Source organism: Sphingomonas sp. LH128 (genome assembly GCF_000293195.2).
GTDB lineage: Bacteria > Pseudomonadota > Alphaproteobacteria > Sphingomonadales > Sphingomonadaceae > Novosphingobium > Novosphingobium resinovorum_A.
This window is the reverse complement of sequence record NZ_ALVC01000606.1, coordinates 1-219: the sequence shown is the minus strand read 5'-3', so window position 1 is coordinate 219 and position 219 is coordinate 1. Positions and strand designations below refer to the sequence as shown.

At 64.8% G+C, this 219-nt stretch carries 1 protein-coding gene; it reads right to left on the bottom strand.

What is annotated here, in order from left to right; genetic code table 11:
• Positions 1-39: 39 nt before the first annotated feature.
• Positions 40-219, bottom strand: a 180-nt coding sequence (locus tag LH128_RS34915) for a hypothetical protein (protein WP_037522326.1), incomplete at its 5' end; no start/stop codon positions are given.

Here is a 219-nt window from a genome sequence, read left to right as displayed (position 1 = left end):
GATGACCCGGATTCCGACGATACGCCCGCCGGGGGCGCCTTATCGCGTGAGGATGAGAGCGACGACGATCAGGCGCCCGGTAACGATGTGGGCGACGATGCAGCCGATGATGATGTAGGGGGCGTCGACGACGGGGCAGTTTTCGAAAGCCGCGGGCCGAAGCCGAAAAAAGCGGAGAGCCTGGGCAGCACGGATGATCCCGTGCGCATGTACCTGCGC